Raw genomic sequence first — 16,937 nt, forward strand, 5'->3', positions numbered from 1 at the left:
ACGACGCTCCGCGTCGCCTCCCTCCTCCGCCTTGCGATCGCACGCACCAGGCCCCGCTCCCTGATCCGGCCTGATCCAAACGACAAGCCCTAGTCCTGCTTCGTCTCGTCGTACGCCTCGCGCGCCGCCGTCACCTCGGGCAGGCGCCGGTCCGTCCAGTCCGCGAGCGCGCGGACCTGCGCGGCGGCCTCGCGGCCGAGGTCGGTGAGCGAGTAGTCGACGCGGGGCGGGATCACGGGCTTCGCGTCCCGGTGGACGACGCCGTCGCGCTCCAGGGTCTGCAGTGTCTGCGCGAGCATCTTCTCGCTGACACCACCGATCTCCCGGCGCAGCTCACTGAACCGGTACGAGCGCTCCTCCAGCGCGAGCAGCGCGAGGACGCCCCACCTGCTGGTGACATGCTCCAGGACCAGCCGTTGCGGACACATGCCCTCGCCGGTCGCCGTCCACTCCCGCACCCTGCTCACCTTCACGCCAGTACCTTACTTCAAAGTGGGTACTTACGAATCCTTAGTACCCGTCCTACGGTGAAGGAGAACCACCGATCAAGGAGATATGAGTCATGAGCCACGTCGTCACCGGTGCCACCGGGAAGCTCGGCCGTCTGGTCGTCACGGGACTGCTGGACGCGGGTGTCCCCGCCTCGGAGGTCGTCGCCGTCGTACGCGACAAGGGCAGGGCGGCGGACCTCGAAGCGCGAGGTGTCGAGTTGCGCGTCGCCGACTACAGCGCCCCCCCGAAACGCTCGCGGACGTCTTCCGTGCGGGCGACCGTGTGCTGCTGGTCTCCGGCAGCGAGGTCGGTCAGCGCGTCGCCCAGCACCGGGCCGTGATCGACGCCGCGAAGGCCGCGGGCGTCGGGCTCCTCGCCTACACCGGTGTGCTGGGCGGCCCGGACGCCGACTTCGAACTCGCCGCCGAGCACAAGGTCACCGAGCGGATGATCCTCGACTCAGGCCTGCCGTACACCTTCCTGCGCAACGGCTGGTACCACGAGAACTTCACCGAGAACCTGGCCCCGGTCCTGGAGCACGGCGCCGTCGTGGCGAACGCCGGCGAGGGTCGTTTCGCCTCCGCCTCGCGCGCCGACTTCGCGGCCGCCGCCGTCGCCGTACTCACCGGCGAGGGTCACGAGGGCAAGGCGTACGAGCTGAGCGGCGACGTCGCGTGGTCGCTCGCGGAGTACGCCGCCGAGGTCGCGCGCCAGTCCGGCAAGGAGATCGTCTACCGGGCCGTCACGCCTGAGCAGAATCGGGAGATCCTCATCGGCGCCGGGCTGCCCGCCCCCTTCGCCGACATCCTCGTGGGCGTGGACACCGCGGTCGAGAAGGGGCTGCTCGCCCACCGGAACGGCGACCTGGCACGCCTCATCGGCCGCCCCACCACACCGGTCGCCGACGCCGTCGCCGACGCGCTGCGGTAGGTCCTTCGGGGACGGTCCGGGTGGCGGGACCGCTTTGTGCAGTCGGGGCGTGACGGACACCGAACGGGCCTCCTCCGGGCCACCCGGATGCGCCGGGCGACACATGCGCACCCCGCCGTCCGACGCCGAGGCGGCCGCGGTCCTTGCCGCATGGGCGGCCTCCGAACAGGGCATCACCCTGGACGCCACGTACCTGGACCTGTCGGGCGCCGATCTTTCCGGCGCCGACCTGGGCAGCGCGCTGCTGTGCCCGTCGACGGCCCACGGCATCGTGCTGAGGGACGTGGACCTGTACCGGGCGAACCTCGGCTGGTCGGACCTCACCGGCGCGGTGCTGATCGGTGCCTGCCTGGTCAAGGCCGAGCTGACGGAGACCGTGCTGCGCGATGCGGACCTGACGGGAGCCGACCTGGGCAGCGCGGACCTGTACGAGGTCGATGCCCGCGGGGCGTGCTTCGCGGGCGCGCGTCTGGACGGTGCCTCGCTGCTGGGTGCCACCCTGCTGGAGGGCGCCGACCTGCGAAGGGCCGGTGTGGCCCGGACGAGTTTCGACGTGGTCCTGGATGAGAGCACCCGGCTCCAGGGCCTGCACGGCAGCGTCTACGGCCCCGCATGCGTGGTCGACGGTGACGCTCGACGTGAACTCGCGGGGCTCGCCCTGGAGTTGTGGCTCGCCGAGCGGGGCGCGGCGGTGGAGGTGCTGAACTCGCCCGCGGACACGACGACGTACTACGTGCGTGTCGGGTACGGGGCCTCGCGCGGCGACCCGGCAGGTGTCGTGCGCCGCCGCCGGGCCGGTGCCGTCGTGCGGGACGAGGTCTTCACCCGCAACCTGCGCTGGGAGCCGACGGAGTACCTGCGACGCTACGAACTCGGCCACAACGACCAGGACCACGTCGAGATCACCCCGGCGGAGGCCGACGCCTTCGTCCGCCGCGTCACCCGGAAGCTCGGCTCGGGTGACCCACGGGCGGACACCTGACGGCTCTTCACGCGCACTTTATGTGTGCGATCGGCTACGTTCTGTGCTGATGGGGATCTCGTTCGCAGCGCATCACGGCCGCCGCGCCGGCCCGGGTTCATGGGCCGGTGCGGTGCTCGTCGTGCTGCTGGCTGCGCTGGTGCACGTGCTGTGCTGCGCCCACGGGCCCGCGTCGACGAGTTCCGGGCGGGCCGACACCGTCGCCGCCGTGTCCTACGCGTACGACCACGGGCACGACGCGTGCGACCAGCAGGCCGCGCACCCCTCGCATCCCGCGCACGAGGGCGACGAAGAGTGTCGCGGCGTGGACGAGCCCGGTGTGCAGGCGCCGCGCGGCATTCAAGTCGCGCCGGACGCCGTGCAGTTCACCGTGCCACGGGCCGAGGTGGGTGACGGTGCGGAGCTGCGGCACGGGCCGACTCCGGACGGGCCGCGCGACACCCTCCCCGATCGGCACGAGCGCTCCCGGCTGGGTGTCTGGCGGACCTGACCGGCCCCGCGTCGTCCCACCCCGCCGTACAGCGGTCCGGTTGCGGACGGCGTTCCGGTCGGTCACCTCCCCCCACCGAACGGCCGCCCCGGTACCTCTTGCCCCCGGCCGTAGGAGAAGCACGCCATGCACCCGAGTACGCCCACACACACGCCCGACGCCCCCGCCCAACTGCTCGCCGGCACCAAGCGGCCCCAGCGCACCCCCGCCGGACTGGTCGGCGACACACCCGTGTTGTGGATCGGCGCCCCCTTCACCGCCGCAGGCCGCGGATTCTGGGCCAAGCTCGAAGGCCACAACCCCGGCGGCATCAAGGACCGCACCGCCCTGCACATGGTCCGCGCAGCCCGCGAACGCGGCCGGCTGGCCCCGGGCGCGCGCATCGTCGAGTCCACCTCCGGCACCCTGGGCCTCGGCCTGGCGCTGGCCGGAGGCACGTACGGGCACCCCGTCACCGTCGTCACCGACCCCGGTATGGAACCGCTCATGACCGGGCTGCTCGCCGCGTACGGCGCCGACGTCGAGCTCGTCGACACCCCGCGCCCCGTCGGCGGCTGGCAGGAGGCGCGGCGCCGACGCGTCGCGGAGATCCTTGCCGACTGCCCCGACGCCTGGTGCCCCGACCAGTACAACAACCCCGACAACGTGGCCGCGTACGCCCCGCTCGCCCATGAACTCGTCGCCCAGCTCGGCCGCATCGACACCCTCGTCGTCTCGGTCGGTACTGGTGGACACTCGGCGGGCATCGCCTCGGTGCTGCGCGGATTCTTCCCGCACCTGCGCGTGGTCGGCGTCGACACCACCGGCTCGACCATCTTCGGCCAGCCCGCGGCGCCCCGCCTGATGCGCGGCCTCGGCAGCAGCATCCACCCGCGCAACGTCGCGTACCACCTCTTCGACGAGGTGCACTGGGTCGCCGCGCCCGAGGCGGTGTGGGCGGCCCGGCACCTGGCCCGCCGCCACTACGCGACCGGCGGCTGGAGCGTCGGCGCCGTCGCCCTCGTGGCCCGCTGGCTGGCTCGCACGCTGCCCGCCGAGGAGCGCATCGTCGCCGTGTTCCCCGACGGGCCGCAACGCTATGTCGGCACCGTCTTCGACGACACGTACTGCCGGGCGCACGGCCTGCTCGACGGCGATCCGCCCGCCGACGAGCCCGAGGAGATCGAACGGCCCGGCGACCGCGTCGTCACCCGCTGGACGCGCTGCACACACATCGTCGATCCGCTCGCCGACCCAGGTACCGATCCGCTCGCCGTCGCCCCTCGGCCGAACTCCGGGGCCGGGGTGGGGCGGTGATGACCGGTATCTGGCGGCAGACCCGCTCCTTCTCCGCGCCCGTACGCCTGCTGATGGCCAATCAGTTCGCCATCAACCTCGCCTTCTACATGCTCATGCCCTACCTCGCCGCGCACCTGTCCGGCGCGCTCGGCCTCGCCGCCTGGGCGGTCGGACTCGTGCTCGGTGTGCGCAACTTCTCGCAGCAGGGCATGTTCCTCATCGGCGGAACCCTCGCCGACCGCTTCGGCTACAAGGCGCCGATCACGGCGGGCTGCCTGCTGCGCACCGTCGGCTTCGGGCTGCTCGGCTGGGTCGACAACCTGCCGACGCTGATCGCCGCGTCGGCGGCCACCGGCTTCGCGGGCGCCCTGTTCAACCCGGCCGTACGCGCCTACCTGGCCGCCGAGGCGGGGGAGCGGCGCGTGGACGCCTTCGCCACCTTCAACGTCTACTACCAGGCGGGCATGCTGCTCGGCCCACTGGTCGGACTCGCCCTGCTGGCGGCGGACTTCCGCCTCGTGTGCACCACGGCCGCCATGGTGTTCGCGGTGCTCACCGTTCTCCAGGCGCGGGCGCTGCCCGAGCGGCGGGGAGCGGGTGCCGAGGCGGGGCGCAAGGGCGTGCTCGCCCAGTGGCGCACCGTCGTCGCCAACCGGCCCTTCCTGCTCTTCGCCCTCGCGATGATCGGCTCGTACGTGCTGACCTTCCAGGTGTACCTGGCGCTGCCGCTCGCGGCCCGGGGCGCGCTGGGCGACCGGGGGACGTGGGTCACGAGCGGCCTTTTCGTGGTGTCCGCCGCGGTCGCCGTGACCGGTCAACTGCGCCTGACGGGCTGGGCGAAGCGGCGCTGGGACCCGCCCCGGGCGCTGGTGCGCGGGCTGACCGCGATGGGCCTCGCGTTCTTGCCGCTCGCGCTCGTCCCGGCCGGTACCGCGTGGGCGGTCGTCGGCGCGCTGCTCGTCGCCGTGGCCCTGCTCGCCATGGGTGGCGCGGTCGTCTACCCCTTCGAGATGGACACCGTCGTCGCGCTCTCCGGCAACCGCCTCGTGGCCACCCACTACGGCCTGTACAACACGGTCTCCGGCCTCGGGATCACGCTGGGGAACCTGGTCACGGGCGCCCTGTGGGACTTTGCCGTACGCCACGACGCCCTGTGGCTGACCTGGTGCGCGCTGACGCTCACCGGCCTCGGGTGCGCGGTGTCCGTGGCGGTGCTCGCTCGCGGCGGGCGCCTCGACGCGGCCGGTCGTGAGCCCCGGCCGGCGGTGGCGAAGGTGTAGTCCGCCCGGCTCAGCCGCCGGCGGCGCCGCGCGGGGGCGGTTCGGGTGTGGCGAGCAGCAGGCCGGTGGTGCCGGAGATGTCCAGGACCCGGCGGACCGGCCTGCTGACGGCGATCAGGCGCAGGCTGCCTCCCGCGTCGGCGGCCAGCCGATGATGGCGGACGAGGAGGTTTATGCCGGTCGAGTCGGTGAACGGCACGTCGGCGAAGTCGAGTTCGCAGCGGCGTGGATGCAACGGGACCAGCGCGCGGTCGAGACCGGGTGCGGTGTTCAGGTCGAGCTCCCCACGCGCGTGGAGGAGAACGAGGTCTCCGGCGTCGACGACGTGGATGTCGAAGACGGGTGAGGTCGGCGTGCTCATGGTTGTTGCTCCTCGGCCTACCCCGCTTGAGGTGCGTTGAGTGTTCCATGGAAGCACCGAGCGCCCCGCCCTTGCACCCGATCCGGCGGAAGCGGCGAAGGATGCGCGCTGGTCATGCCCGGGGCATATGTGGAAAGGCGGGCCGGGGTCAGCGCAGCCCTCGCGGCATGTTCGTGCACCGGTGCTCGTCGCGGCGCAGCCGGCCCGGCGCCGCCGTCGTGCCGCCGTCGAGGTTCAGCGTTGTACCGGTGATGAAGCGGGACTGCTCGGACAGCAGGAACACCGCCGCGTCGCCGTGCTCCGCAGGGTGGCCGAAGCGGCCCACCGGCACCCTCTTGCCCACGTGGTCCCTGTACTTGGCGGCGGTCGACGCCAACATCGGGGTCTGCGGGGGGTTTCGGTGAGGTCGGGCGCGATGCCGTTCACGCGGATGCCGTACTGGCCGACCTCCGCCGCGAGCGACGCCGTGAAGGCGATGGCGGCCGCCTCGAATGCCCCGTACACCGCGCTGCCGGGGATGCCTCGCCGCCCTGCCAGTCCCGTTCCTCGCTGGTGAGGAACGGTCCCGAGGGGCGGAAGTCACCCACGTTGTTCACCAGGAAGTCCGGTTCACCGGCCGCCGCCACCAGCGCATCGACGGTGGGGTGTGCACGGATGTCCCCGACCACGACGACCGCCGCCTCGGGGGAGCCGTCGGCGCGCACCATCGCCGCCGTCGCCCGCGCCGCGTCGCCGTCCGTGTCGCACAGCACCACGCGCGCCCCGTGATAAGCGAGCGTCCGCACGATCCCCGCGCCGATGCCGAGCGCCCCGCCGGTGACGACGGCGGTCCGTCCGGCGAACAGTGGTCGGTCGGGGTCGCGCGGCGGCGTGGACGGCAGGTCGGGGCCGGGCGGGGGAGCGAGGCACTCGGTCATCGGGACAGCCCCAACTCCTCGGCGCAGGCCGTCATTTCCTCCAGGAACGCCTCCAGGGAGGCCGCTTGCCGGGACCCGGACAGGACGAGCCGTCCGGCGCCGAGGGACTCGGCCCACTCGGCCCTGCCCGCGGCGCGCGGCAGCGTCGCCCCCAGCGTGAGCTCCACGTCCTCGGGGTTGCGTCCGGCCGCATGCGCCGTCTCGCGTACGAGGGTGATGGCGGCGGTCAGTTCGTCGCCCGCCAGGCCGAGCGGCTGGAAGCCGTCGCCGATGCGTCCGGCCCGGCGGGCCGCCGCGGTGGAGTGGCCGCCGATGTGCAGCGGCACGGCGCGTCCCGCGTGTGGCTTCGGGTAGCTGTGCGCGCCCTCGACCGTGTGGAACTCGCCCCGGAAGGTGAGGCCTTCGGGCGACGTCGACGCCCACAGCTCCCGCATCAGCCGGATCGACTCGTCGGCGGCCTTGCCGCGCCGCGTGAAGTCGCCGCCGCACGCCTCGATCTCCTCGCGCATCCAGCCGAGCCCCGCACAGATCCGCAGCCGGCCCCCGCTGAGCCGGTCGAGCGTGGCGAGGCGCTTGGCGAGGACGAACGGGTTGTGGTTCGGCAGCACGAGCACGCCGGTCGACAGGCCGAGCCGTTCGGTGCCGGCGGCGAGAAAGGCGAGCAGTTCGAGCGGGTCGGGGTAGGGCAGGTCGTCGGGCAGCGGAAGGCGGCCGTCGGGCGCGTAGGGGTAGCGGCTGTCGGTGTCGGCGATCACGACGGTGTGCTCGACGGCGGAGACCGACTCGAAGCCGAGGTCCTCGGCGTGCCGGGCGAGGCGCAGCACGTCGGCGGGCTCACCGAGGACGCCGAGGTGGACGGGGAGGACGACGGAGTACTTCACGCGGGCTCCTGTGGGGACGGGGCTGGCAACGGGGGCGGCGGGCGACGTAGGGCTCGAACGCGGGAGCCGGCAGGGGAGCGGGCCGTCGGCTCACGTCCTGGACGGCCGTTCATGGCGGGCGCGTTCGCGCAGTGCGACCTTGTCGACCTTGCCCGCCGCGTTGTGCGGCAGCGCGTCCACGGGGACGAAGGCGCGCGGCACCTTGAAGTTGGCGAGCCGCTGCCGCGACCAGCCGGTCAGCTCCGCGGCGTCGATCCCGGCGCCGTCCGCCGCGACGCAGTACGCGACACCCACCTCGCCGAGCCGTTCGTCCGGCGCGCCGACGACCGCGACGTCGGCGAGGGCCGGATGGCCGCGCAGCGCCTGCTCGATCTCGGCCGGGTAGGCGTTGAACCCGCCGACCAGGAACATGTCCTTGATCCGGTCGGTGATCGTCAGGAAGCCGCGCTCGTCGAGGCGCCCGACGTCACCGGTGTGCAGCCAGCCGTCGGCGTCGAGCGCGGCGGCGCTGGCGTCCGGGTCGTCGAGGTAGCCGCGCATCACCTGGTAACCGCGGATCAGGACCTCGCCCTCGCCATCGGCGAACCGGCCTGCCGAGGCGTCGATACGGATCTCGGTGCCGGGCATCGCGGGCCCGGCCGTGTGGGCCAGGGTGTGCGCGTCCTCGTGGGGCGAACAGATGGTGGCGAAGCCGTTCGACTCGGTGAGTCCGTACGCGGTGAACACGGTGTGCGCGCCGAGTTCGCGGATCTGCTCGATGAGCCTGGTGGGAATGTTGGAGGCGCCGGTGCCCGCCATGCGCAGCGACGACAGGTTGTGGTCGGGCCGCCGCGGATGGTTGAGGAGGGAGAGGAACACCGTCGGGGCGCCGGTGAGTACCGAGACGCGGTCGCGCTCGATCCGCTCCAGGGCCAGATCCGCGTCGAACACCGGCTCCGGCAGCACCGCCGCGCCCGTCAACAGGCAGGCCACGAAGCCCGCCTTGTAGCCGAAGGTGTGGAAGAACGGGTTGACCAGCAGATACCGGTCGCCGAACCGCAGGGTCACCGAACTCGCCCAGTCCCGGGAGGCCCGCACCACCTGCCCGTGCTCGCCGATCACCCCCTTGGGGCGGCCGGTGGTGCCCGAGGTGAACAGCAGATCGCTCGGTGCGTCCGGGGCCACCGCCGCCGATCGTTCCGCGCGCTCGCGGGCGGTGACCGTGTCACCCGAGGCGAGGAACGCGGCCCACTCGCCGTCGTCGTGCAGGGCCACCACCCGCCCCAGGAGCGGGAGTTCATGGCCATCCGCGAGTTCGGCGCGGTAGTCGCGGCCCAGGAAGTCGTGCTCGGTCAGCAGCACACGGGCACGCGCCCGGCGCAGGATGTCGGCCGCTTCCTCGGCGCGGTAGCGGGTGTTGACCGGGACGAGGACGCCGCCCGCGGCCAGGACGCCCAGCGCGGCGATCATCCACCGGTCGCTGTTGGACGCCCAGACCCCGACCGACTCGCCCTGCCGCAGCCCCTGCGCCATCAGGGCCCGCGCGGCCCGGTCCACCTGATCGCGCAGGGTTCGGAACGTCCAGCGGTTCCCCCGGAACGAGAGTGCCTCCGCGTCGCCGTGGGCGTCGGCCGCCCAGTCGGCGAGGCGGGCCAAGGTGTGCGGGCCGCCCATGTGTTGTCGTCCTCCCGGTCGCCGTGGCAGTGCAGAGCAATCAGACGGTCGGAGCGTGGCACGGGGGAGCGGCGGGTGCAGTGGGGTGTTCCCGGTGGGTGGGAAAGATCGCGCATTGAACCCTCCGACCCCTGCCGTCACGATCGTCCGGACGCCGATCCCGCTGGCCGGGAACGGGCCGTTGCCGCCGCCAACTCCCCTTGCGACGCTCGCCGTTCGCGCGCGCCGCCGGACGGTGTGCGACACCGGGCGATCGATCCGAGGAGGCCGCACCATGACGGGACGGATGGACGGGAAGACCGTGCTGATCTCGGGAGGAGCCGGCGGGCTGGGCGCCGCGCACGCCCGCCGGATCGTCGCCGAGGGCGGCAGGGCCGTCATCGGCGACGTACAGGTCGAGGAGGGCGAGGCACTCGCGGCCGAACTCGGTCCGCGGTGCGCCGTGTTCACCGAACTCGACGTGACCCGGGAGGCGTCCTGGCAGGCCGCCGTCACCCGTGCCACCGAGACCTTCGGAGCGCTGAACGGGCTCGTCAACAACGCGGGCATCGTGCACAACGCCCCGATCGAGAAGCTGACCGAGGCCGACTACCGGCGGGTCGTGGACGTCGACCAGCTCGGTGTGTTCCTCGGCATGAAGACGGCGCTCGCCCCGCTGCGCGCGGCAGGCGGCGGCTCGATCGTCAACATCTCCTCGACCGCCGGGATCATCGCCTTCCCGAACATCCTTCCCTACGTGGCCGCCAAGTGGGCCGTGCGCGGCATGACGAAGGCGGCGGCGCAGGAGTTCGCCCCCGACGGCATCCGCGTCAACTCCGTGCACCCCGGCCTCGTGACGACGCCGATGACCGCCGAATCGGCGCCCTCGCACGCCGCCCTCCAGCGCCAGCCGGTCCCGCGCATGGGCCGCCCCGAGGAGATGGCGGCGATGGTGGTGTTCCTGCTCTCCGACGAGGCGACGTACGCGACCGGGGCGGAGTTCGTGATCGACGGCGGGTACACGGCGCTGTGAACCGCGCGCATCCTGGTCGCCGTGGGCTCAGGGCCCACTCCGCCAGAGCATGTGGAGAAGGTATCTCCACTTCGGTGCTACGATGGGCCCGTAAAGCGGAGATCTCATCTCCGTTTGAATCCTCGCGTGCGGAGAAGCCCATGAGCAGCCATCTGATGCACACCGCCACACCCCGCGCCCTGGTCGTCGGTATGGGGATCGGCGGCCTCGCCACCGCGATGCGCCTGCGCGAGGTCGGCTGGGATCCCGTCCTCGTCGAGCGCACCCCCGGGCGCCGGGCGGCCGGATACTTCATCGGGCTGTTCGAGACCGGTCGCGCCACCGCGCAGCGCATGGGCGTGCTCGACGCCATCGGCGACCGCGCGGCCCTGGACGGCGTCACCTACGACGTCGAGCGCAACGGCCGCCGCCGGCCCGGGATGGGCTACGGCGACCTGCCCGGAGGTCCCCGCCTCATGCTCCGCGGCGACATCGAGGCGGCCCTTTACGACACCGTCGCCACCGACACCGAGATCCGGTACGGCACGACACCCACCGCCCTCGACGAACACCTCGACGGCGTCGACGTCACCCTCCGCACCACCACTGGCGGCGACGTCTCGGAGACCATCGAGCGCTTCGACCTCGTGGTCGGCGCCGACGGGATGCGCTCCACGGTGCGCCGCCTCGCCTTCGGCCCGGACGCACGGTTCATGCGGCCGCTGCACCACATCATCGCCGCCACCGTCATCAAGGAACCCGTGCCCGGCTACCGGCCCCAGGACGGCGTCGTCCTCGCCGAACCCGGCCGTTCGGTGTGGACGTTCCCGTTCGCCGACCACGGGCCCGGCCTGCTGTTCAACTACCGCACGGACGACGAGGACGCCCAGTTCCGCCGCCCGCCCGTCGAGTCCCTGCGTGCCGCTTTCGGTCCGCAACCGGCCGGCCCCGTCCTGGAGCACCTGCTCCAGCAGTTCGAGCAGGCCGACGACCACCTCTTCGACTCCGTCCACCAGGTCGAGATGGACACCTGGCACACCGACCGCGTCGTCCTGCTCGGCGACGCCGCCTGGTGCCTCACCCTCTACTCCGGCATGGGCGCCTCCACCGCGATGGCCGGCGCCGACCTCCTGGGCACCCTGCTCCAGCGCAACCCCGGCAACACGGCCCGCGCGCTGCGCGAATGGGACCAGAAACTGCGCCCCTTCATGGACGTCCAGCAGCGGTCCGGCCGCACGATGGGCCTGACGATGTTCGTCCCGCAGACCCGCAAGGACAAGGCGATGCGCACCGCCATGCAGCGGATGCAGACCAACCGGGTCGGCAGGAAGGCCATGTCGGCGCTGATGGCCAAGGCGTTCAGGGAGAAGTCCGTCGACATCGCCGCTGCCTGACCCGGTGCACGGGGGTGCTCCTGCAATCGGGTGGCGCGGGACGCCGGCCGGCGTGGAGCGTTGCGTTCCGGTGGCATTGATGGCGGGGACAACCGGGCCGGGGTGACGCATGTGCCCCGGCCCGCTCCTCCCTACCGACAGGAGTCGTTGATGGGTCGCCGTATCGGCACGCGCAGCGCAGTGATCGCCGCCGCTTCGTTTCTGGCACTGAGCCTTCCCGCCACCCTCGCCCACGCGGACGTCGCCGCACCGGCCAAGGGCTGCGCCGCCTACGAGAAAACGGTCACGCGCCACCAGGTGACCGTGGAGGCGCTCGACGTGCGGTTCGCCGCCGAACGGCGCACGTCCGAGAGGCTCTCCGACGCCCACGTGGACGCGACCGCCGAGGCCGACGGGATCCAGTTCCAGCTCGGCGACCTGAACGAGGAACTCCAGAACACGGATCCCTCGGACCCGCGGTACGCCGACCTCCTCAAGCAGCGCGACGCGAAGCAGGAGGAGCTCAAGCAGGCGGAGGCCCGGGAACGGGTGGCGTACGAAGCCTGGCGGGCGTTCGAGGCCGACCCGCAGCTCGCCACCGACCGCACGAGGGCCCACGCCCTCCTCAAGCGCGCGAAGACCCGGCTGGCGACGTGCCAGAGCAAGCTCGTGTCCGCGGCCCCGGCCGTCAGCGCTCAGTGATCGACAGCTGATCGAGGTGGCCGCGGCCGTCGCCGACGGTGTCTCGCACCGGCGGCGTGCTCCCCGCGGCCATCGACTCCGCTGGGGGACCGGGAGGGGATTCTTCGCCAGGACCGCTCGAAGAGGGCCGTCAGGGACGGGTGTCATCGGGTGTCGGTACTGCGGGCTCAGCACGGCTCGGCGACCCCCGGTCGACCGGAACATTGATCTGTGATCACAGATCACACAAGGGTTTCCGTCGGCGGGCTCGCCGCGTAGAGTGCCGCCGTCGTCCAGGGACGGGTGTCACCGAGCCACTGGAGACGCCACGGACGCCTCCGCAGCCCTCGCGGGCGCGCTGCTCCCGTTCGGTGGACACCGGGGCGGCAACATCGCTCTGCTCGTCGAGCTCCTGGCCACCCTGGGCGGCGGCACCTTCTCGCTGGACGCGCCCCCGTTCGACCACGGGGACGCGCCGCCGGGCATCGGTGTGTTTCTGCTGTGCCTGGACTCCGGGGTGCTGCCGGGGGAGCGGGGCCGGCCCGCATCCCACCTGGAACGACTCCGCGCGGAGCACGGAGTACGGCTTCCGGCGCTGGAACGAGAGGTCGGCGCGGACGGCCTGGCGGTGGACGAGGAGCTGATCCGTCGTCTGCGGGCGGCCGCGAGCGCCGCGTAACCTCCTCCTGTGTCCGCCTCCCGCCCGCACCGTGTCGCCGTCCTCGTGCTCGAGGGCGCCAAGCCGCTCGACGTCGGGATTCCCGCGCAGGTGTTCACGACGCGCGCGAGCATGCCGTACGAGGTGCGGGTGTGCGGCGCCGCGCCGGGACTCGTGACCGGAGGGGACGGCCTCGCCTACTCCGTGGCGCACGGCCTGGAGGCGCTGGCGTGGGCCGACATCGTCTTCGTCCCCGGCTACCGGTTCCCGGACCGCGAGGACCCGCCGCGGGACGTCGTCGACGCGCTGCGCGCCGCCCACGAGCGCGGCGCGCGCCTCGCCGCCATCTCCACCGGCGCCTTCGCACTCGCCGCCACGGGACTGCTCGACGGCCGGCGCGCCACGACCCACTGGCACTACACGCGCGCCCTCGCGGCCAGGTACCCGGACGTCCGGGTCGACGAGAACGTGCTGTTCGTCGACGAGGGCAGCGTGCTCACCTCGGCGGGCGCCGCCTCCGGCATCGACCTGTGCCTGCACATCCTGCGCGGCGACCTCGGCGTGGCCGCCTCCAACCACGCCGCCCGCCGCCTCGTCGCCGCGCCCTACCGCAGCGGCGGCCAGGCCCAGTACGTGCCGCGCAGCGTCCCCGAGCCGCTCGGCGAGCGCTTCGCCGCCACCCGCGAATGGGCGCTGCACCGGCTCGGCGAACCCCTCACCCTCGACACGTTGGCGCGCCAGGCAGGGGTGTCACCGCGCACCTTCTCCCGGCGCTTCGTCGACGAGACCGGCTACACGCCGATGCAGTGGGTCATGCGCGCCCGTATCGACCTGGCCCGCGAACTCCTGGAGCGCTCGCAGCGCGGCGTCGAACAGATCGCCGCCGACGTCGGGCTCGGTACCGGGGCGAATCTGCGCCTGCACTTCCAGCGGATCCTCGGCACCACACCGAGCGAGTACCGGCGCACGTTCACGCCGGGGGAATGACCCCGTACGCCCGGTGGCGGGATCCTTTTGAAGCATGGCGTTCCCGCCACTGTCAGCGCTGCCGCCCCCGCGCGAGCCTGGTGGGGAACGGAAGGGACACCATTCATGACTCGCATCGCCATCAACGGATTCGGCCGCATCGGACGCAATGTGCTGCGCTCCTTGCTGGAGCGGGACAGCGACCTGGAGATCGTCGCCGTCAACGACCTCACCGAGCCCGCCACCCTCGCCCGGCTGCTCGCCTTCGACAGCACGGCCGGACGGCTCGGGCGCCCGGTGACCGCGGACGGGGACACCCTCGTCGTCGACGGCCGGCGGATCAAGGTCCTTGCCGAGCGCGAACCCGCGCAGCTGCCGTGGGCCGAACTCGGCGTCGACCTCGTCCTGGAGGCCACGGGCCGGTTCACCTCGGCCAAGGCCGCCCGCGCCCACCTCGACGCGGGAGCCAAGAAGGTGCTCGTCAGCGCGCCCTCCGACGGCGCCGACGTCACACTCGCGTACGGGGTCAACACCGACGCGTACGACCCGGCCGTGCACACGATCGTCTCGAACGCCTCCTGCACCACCAACGCGCTCGCCCCGCTGGCCAAGGTCCTCGACGACGTCGCGGGCATCGAGCACGGGTTCATGACGACCGTGCACGCGTACACCCAGGAGCAGAACCTCCAGGACGGCCCGCACCGCGACGCCCGCCGCGCCCGCGCCGCCGGGGTCAACATCGTGCCGACCACGACCGGCGCCGCGAAGGCGATCGGCCTGGTCCTGCCGAACCTCGACGGCAAGCTGTCGGGCGACTCGATCCGTGTCCCCGTGCCGGTGGGCTCGATCGTCGAACTCAACACGACCGTCGCCCGCGACGTGACGCGCGATGAGGTGCTGGCCGCCTACCGTGCCGCGGCCGAGGGCCCGCTCGCCGGTGTCCTCGAGTACTCGGAGGACGCGCTCGTCTCCTCCGACATCGTCGGCAACCCCGCGTCGTCGATCTTCGACTCGGCCCTCACCCGCGTCGACGGCCGCCACATCAAGGTGGTCGCCTGGTACGACAACGAGTGGGGCTTCTCGAACCGCGTGATCGACACGCTGGAACTGCTCGCCGCCCGCTGATCCCCTACGCGGGCCGGGGCCCGGCCGCGCGGCGCAGCCGGTTGGCGATCGCGAGGCCGAGGCCCTCCTGCTCGGGCAGGTACGCCAGGATGAGGTCGCAGCCCTGCCGGTCCAGCTCGCGCAGGTATCCGTACAGGCCGCGCGCGTACGCGTCGGGCGAGGCGGGGACGGTGACCACCGCGTGCGCCCGCACCGGGGTGTCGGCGAGCGTGGCCGGCAGGAACACGCCGACCTTGCGGCCGCCTTCCCGCGCGCGCTCGGCCTCGGCGACGATCCGGTCCGGCTCGACGAGGACGACGCGCGCGTTCGGCGCGTAGTGCGAGGGGTGCTGGCCCGGCACTCGCACCTCGCTGGTGTCCGGCACGTCGAGCGGCCGTCCGAGCGCCGCTTCGAGGTCCTCGCGGGTCACCCCGCCGGGCCGCAGGATGCTCAGCGACTCGCTCGTGGCGTCGACGATGGTCGACTCGACGCCGACCTCGCAGGCGCCGCCGTCCAGGACGAAGTCGACGGTGTCACCGAGTTCGGCGCGCACGTCGTCGGCGGTCGTCGGGCTGACCGAGCCGAACCGGTTGGCGGACGGGGCCGCGACCCCGCCCCCGAAGGCATCGAGCAGCTCCAGGGCGACGGGGTGGTCGGGCACCCGCACGGCCACCGTGTCCAGGCCGCCGGTGGTCGCGTGCGGCACGCGCTCGCCGCGCCGCAGCACCAGCGTGAGCGGCCCCGGCCAGAAGCGCTCCGCGAGCAGCCGCGCCGCCTCGGGCACGTCCTGGGCCCAGTCGTCCAGGTGCTCGGCGCCGCCGATGTGGACGATCAGCGGGTGGTTGGGCGGACGGCCCTTGGTCTCGAAGATGCGGGCGACGGCGGCGGGGTCCTCGGCGTCGGCGGCCAGCCCGTAGACGGTCTCGGTCGGGAGGGCGACCAGGCCACCGGCGCGCAGCACGGCGACCGCCTTGTCGATGTCGATCCCGGTGTCGGCCCGGGTGTCGCTGTCGGGTGCGGTCACCCGCGCGGTGTCCTTCACTGTGGTGCGCTTCTTTCGATGGGGCAGAGGTCTTCGACGGGGCGGGGGTCTTCGATGGGCCGGAGGTCAGCTCGCGACGGCGGCGGTCTCGCTCAGGCCGTGCGAGGCGACCAGCTGGGCGGTGCCGTCGGCCAGCCGGTAGGACAGGCCCACCACGGCGAGGCGCCCGGCCGCCACCTGCTCGGACAGCACCCGGGAACGGTCGAGCAGCAAGTCGACGCTGTGCCGTATGTGCTCGTGGAGGATCTCCTCGTCGCTGCCGCGCCCGGCGGCGCGGGCCGTGAGCACGCTCGGCGTCACCCGCTCGACGACGTCGCGCACGTAACCGGCGGGCGCCCTGCCGCCGTCGGCGGCGTCCTTGGCGGCGGCGATCGCCCCGCACGAGTCGTGGCCGAGGACGACGACCAGCGGGCAGCCCAGCACGCTCACCCCGTACTCGATGCTGCCCAGCACCTCCGAACCGACCACATGGCCCGCCGTGCGGACCACGAACATGTCGCCGAGACCCTGGTCGAAGATGATCTCGGCGGCCAGCCGGGAGTCGGAACACCCGAACGTCACCGCGAAGGGGTTCTGCCCCGGCGCGATCTCGGTGCGCCGCGCGGCGTCCTGGTTGGGGTGCCCGGGGGTGCCGGTGACGAAGCGCCGGTTGCCCTCCAGCAGCATCGCGAAGGCTTCGTCGGGCGTCGGGTTCAGAGTCTCGGTCACGACGGCAGCGTACGTCCCGGCGGCTGAAGGCCGCGCTCCGGCCCCACCCCGACCGCCTAGGGCCTGTCGTTTGGATCAGGCCGGGCTCGCGGGGCCTGGCACGCACGCTCGCGGCGTTGTCGTCGGTCGACGACGCTCCGCGTCGCCTCC

The 16,937-nt window shown here is 72.8% G+C and carries 17 protein-coding genes and 2 pseudogenes; 11 read left to right on the forward strand and 8 right to left on the reverse strand.

Going from position 1 to position 16,937, the window contains the following annotated elements:
* Positions 1-89: 89 nt before the first annotated feature.
* Positions 90-428 (reverse strand): winged helix-turn-helix transcriptional regulator, encoded by a 339-nt coding sequence (locus tag ACIA8D_RS40860; protein ID WP_399240490.1) that lies wholly within the window; start codon positions 426-428, stop codon positions 90-92.
* Positions 429-562: 134 nt separating this feature from the next.
* Between ACIA8D_RS40860 and ACIA8D_RS40865 the strand changes: the two are divergent.
* From ACIA8D_RS40865 to ACIA8D_RS40885, 5 genes and pseudogenes are all read left to right on the forward strand, one after another.
* Positions 563-1,422: pseudogene (locus tag ACIA8D_RS40865) on the forward strand (SDR family oxidoreductase).
* A gap of 49 nt (positions 1,423-1,471) precedes the next feature.
* Positions 1,472-2,404, forward strand: a complete 933-nt coding sequence (locus ACIA8D_RS40870; protein WP_399240456.1) for a pentapeptide repeat-containing protein — start codon at positions 1,472-1,474, stop codon at positions 2,402-2,404.
* A gap of 49 nt (positions 2,405-2,453) precedes the next feature.
* Complete coding sequence (locus ACIA8D_RS40875; protein ID WP_399240458.1) at positions 2,454-2,894, forward strand: hypothetical protein; 441 nt, start codon at positions 2,454-2,456, stop codon at positions 2,892-2,894.
* A 126-nt stretch (positions 2,895-3,020) separates the two neighbouring features.
* Entirely contained in the window at positions 3,021-4,190 is a 1,170-nt protein-coding gene (locus tag ACIA8D_RS40880) for a PLP-dependent cysteine synthase family protein (RefSeq protein WP_399240460.1), read from the forward strand.
* Positions 4,190-5,452: an MFS transporter gene (locus ACIA8D_RS40885; protein WP_399240462.1), complete on the forward strand. Its 1,263-nt coding sequence runs from the start codon at positions 4,190-4,192 to the stop codon at positions 5,450-5,452. The genes ACIA8D_RS40880 and ACIA8D_RS40885 overlap by 1 nt, the downstream gene beginning before the upstream one ends.
* A gap of 10 nt (positions 5,453-5,462) precedes the next feature.
* Here the strand turns inward: ACIA8D_RS40885 and ACIA8D_RS40890 are convergent, their stop codons facing one another.
* The 5 genes and pseudogenes from ACIA8D_RS40890 to ACIA8D_RS40910 all read right to left on the reverse strand — a co-directional run bounded on the left by ACIA8D_RS40890 (position 5,463) and on the right by ACIA8D_RS40910 (position 9,264).
* A complete protein-coding gene (locus ACIA8D_RS40890; protein WP_399240464.1) occupies positions 5,463-5,813 on the reverse strand; it encodes an STAS domain-containing protein in 351 nt (116 codons plus the stop codon).
* A 148-nt stretch (positions 5,814-5,961) separates the two neighbouring features.
* Entirely contained in the window at positions 5,962-6,192 is a 231-nt protein-coding gene (locus tag ACIA8D_RS40895) for an SDR family oxidoreductase (protein WP_399240466.1), read from the reverse strand.
* Between the two features lie 65 nt (positions 6,193-6,257).
* Positions 6,258-6,730 (reverse strand): annotated as a pseudogene (locus ACIA8D_RS40900) (SDR family NAD(P)-dependent oxidoreductase); the annotation flags it as partial.
* On the reverse strand, positions 6,727-7,611 hold the full coding sequence (locus tag ACIA8D_RS40905; RefSeq protein WP_399240468.1) for an LLM class F420-dependent oxidoreductase: 885 nt from the start codon (positions 7,609-7,611) through the stop codon (positions 6,727-6,729). The pseudogene ACIA8D_RS40900 and the gene ACIA8D_RS40905, both read right to left, overlap by 4 nt.
* Positions 7,612-7,701: 90 nt before the next feature.
* Entirely contained in the window at positions 7,702-9,264 is a 1,563-nt protein-coding gene (locus tag ACIA8D_RS40910; protein WP_399240470.1) for a FadD3 family acyl-CoA ligase, read from the reverse strand.
* A gap of 274 nt (positions 9,265-9,538) precedes the next feature.
* Here ACIA8D_RS40910 and ACIA8D_RS40915 point away from each other — a divergent pair, with 274 nt between their 5' ends.
* The 6 genes from ACIA8D_RS40915 (at position 9,539) to gap (ending at position 15,058) form a co-directional block, all read left to right on the forward strand.
* Positions 9,539-10,276 (forward strand): glucose 1-dehydrogenase, encoded by a 738-nt coding sequence (locus ACIA8D_RS40915; RefSeq protein WP_399240473.1) that lies wholly within the window; start codon positions 9,539-9,541, stop codon positions 10,274-10,276.
* Between the two features lie 140 nt (positions 10,277-10,416).
* Complete coding sequence (locus ACIA8D_RS40920) at positions 10,417-11,649, forward strand: FAD-dependent monooxygenase (RefSeq protein ID WP_399240475.1); 1,233 nt, start codon at positions 10,417-10,419, stop codon at positions 11,647-11,649.
* A 150-nt stretch (positions 11,650-11,799) separates the two neighbouring features.
* The gene (locus ACIA8D_RS40925; RefSeq protein ID WP_399240478.1) at positions 11,800-12,330 is read left to right on the forward strand and encodes a hypothetical protein; all 531 of its coding nucleotides are present in this window, start codon (positions 11,800-11,802) and stop codon (positions 12,328-12,330) included.
* A gap of 259 nt (positions 12,331-12,589) precedes the next feature.
* Complete coding sequence (locus ACIA8D_RS40930) at positions 12,590-12,988, forward strand: Ldh family oxidoreductase (protein ID WP_399240480.1); 399 nt, start codon at positions 12,590-12,592, stop codon at positions 12,986-12,988.
* A gap of 9 nt (positions 12,989-12,997) precedes the next feature.
* A complete protein-coding gene (locus ACIA8D_RS40935) occupies positions 12,998-13,954 on the forward strand; it encodes a GlxA family transcriptional regulator (RefSeq protein WP_399240482.1) in 957 nt (318 codons plus the stop codon).
* Positions 13,955-14,059: 105 nt separating this feature from the next.
* Complete coding sequence (gene gap, locus ACIA8D_RS40940) at positions 14,060-15,058, forward strand: type I glyceraldehyde-3-phosphate dehydrogenase (RefSeq protein ID WP_399240484.1); 999 nt, start codon at positions 14,060-14,062, stop codon at positions 15,056-15,058.
* 4 nt (positions 15,059-15,062) lie between these two features.
* On the opposite strand, the gene ACIA8D_RS40945 is transcribed toward gap, so the two are convergent.
* Both ACIA8D_RS40945 and ACIA8D_RS40950 read right to left on the reverse strand, forming a co-directional pair.
* Positions 15,063-16,061 (reverse strand): L-threonylcarbamoyladenylate synthase, encoded by a 999-nt coding sequence (locus ACIA8D_RS40945; protein ID WP_399240486.1) that lies wholly within the window; start codon positions 16,059-16,061, stop codon positions 15,063-15,065.
* Positions 16,062-16,145: 84 nt separating this feature from the next.
* The gene (locus ACIA8D_RS40950; protein ID WP_399240488.1) at positions 16,146-16,787 is read right to left on the reverse strand and encodes a carbonic anhydrase; all 642 of its coding nucleotides are present in this window, start codon (positions 16,785-16,787) and stop codon (positions 16,146-16,148) included.
* Positions 16,788-16,937: the final 150 nt, after the last annotated feature.

The sequence above is a fragment of the Streptomyces sp. NPDC051684 genome, from assembly GCF_044453445.1.
Classification (GTDB): domain Bacteria; phylum Actinomycetota; class Actinomycetes; order Streptomycetales; family Streptomycetaceae; genus Streptomyces.